Origin of the sequence: Pseudomonas inefficax, assembly GCF_900277125.1 — a bacterium.
Taxonomy (GTDB): Bacteria; Pseudomonadota; Gammaproteobacteria; order Pseudomonadales; family Pseudomonadaceae; genus Aquipseudomonas; species Aquipseudomonas inefficax.
Genome location: NZ_OPYN01000039.1, coordinates 1 through 1,229 on the forward strand (window position 1 = coordinate 1; position 1,229 = coordinate 1,229).

Here is a 1,229-nt window from a genome sequence, read left to right on the forward strand (position 1 = left end):
CGACCGCCTGGCCGAGCGCCTGCCCAGCCTGCGCCTGCTGACCCGCAGCCAAGCCGAAATCCAGGCCCAGGCCGAGCGCCTGGCGCCAGAACTCAAGGCCCGCTTGGGCGAGCAATGGGTGCTCAGCGTGGAGCCGGCGTTGGGCATGATCGGCAGCGGCAGCCAACCGGTGGCCCGCCTGCCGAGCGCAGCATTGTGCCTGCGCCCGCAGGTGTCGAAGAAGCTGCGCGGGCGCAGCCTGCATGTGCTGGAGCGGGCCTTGCGTGACTTGCCGGTGCCGGTGCTCGGCCGCATCGCCGACGACGCCTTGTGGCTGGACCTGCGCCAGCTGGATGATGAGGCCCAGTGGCTGGCGCAGTTGCCCGCCCTGCAACTGGGGCCGGTACAGTGATCGTTGGTACCGCCGGCCACATCGACCATGGCAAGACCGCACTGCTCCAGGCCCTGACCGGGCAGGCCGGTGACCATCGCCAGGAGGAGCGCGCCCGTGGTATGACCATCGACCTCGGCTACCGCTATGCGGCGCTTACCGAAGGGGCAGCGCTGACTGGTTTCATCGACGTACCGGGCCATGAGCGCTTTATCCACAACATGCTGGCCGGCGCCCACGGCATCGACCTGGTGCTGTTGGTGGTGGCGGCCGACGACGGAGTGATGCCACAAACCCGCGAGCACCTGGCGATCATCGAGCTGCTGGGCATCCCACAGGCTCTTGTGGCGATCAGCAAATGCGACCGGGTAGAGCCTGCCCGCCTGGCCGAAGTGCAGGCAGAGGTCAGCGAACTACTGGCGCCGGGCCCATATGCCTGTGCACGGCAGTTTCCATTGTCGAGTGTGACCGGCGAAGGTATCGATGCCTTGCGCCAGGCCTTGCTGGCCGCCCAACAGCGCGTGCGTCAGCGCAGCGTGCGCGGCGGTTTCCGCCTGGCCGTCGACCGCGCTTTCGCTGTTACCGGTGCGGGTGTAGTGATCACGGGTACGGCGCTGGCCGGGCAAGTCAGTGCCGGCGACACCTTGTTGCTAGGCAAGGCCGGTAAACCGGTGCGGGTGCGTGGCCTGCATGCGCAGAACCAGGCCGCGCTGGTGGCCGGGGCGGGCCAGCGGGTGGCACTGAACATCGCTGCAGAACGCCTGGCGGTGGAGCAGGTGCGCCGGGGTGACTGGCTGGTGCCCGAGTGGCTGCATGCGCCCAGCGTGCGGGTGGATATCGAGCTGAACCTGTTGCCGGG

The 1,229-nt window shown here is 68.6% G+C and carries 1 protein-coding gene and 1 pseudogene; both read left to right on the plus strand.

From position 1 onward, the window contains the following. Positions 1–391, plus strand: a pseudogene (locus tag JV551A3_RS04340) (L-seryl-tRNA(Sec) selenium transferase); the annotation flags it as partial. Further along, a partial coding sequence (gene selB / locus JV551A3_RS04345; RefSeq protein ID WP_133978362.1) for a selenocysteine-specific translation elongation factor occupies positions 388–1,229 on the plus strand: 842 nt, incomplete at its 3' end. The pseudogene JV551A3_RS04340 and the gene selB, both read left to right, overlap by 4 nt.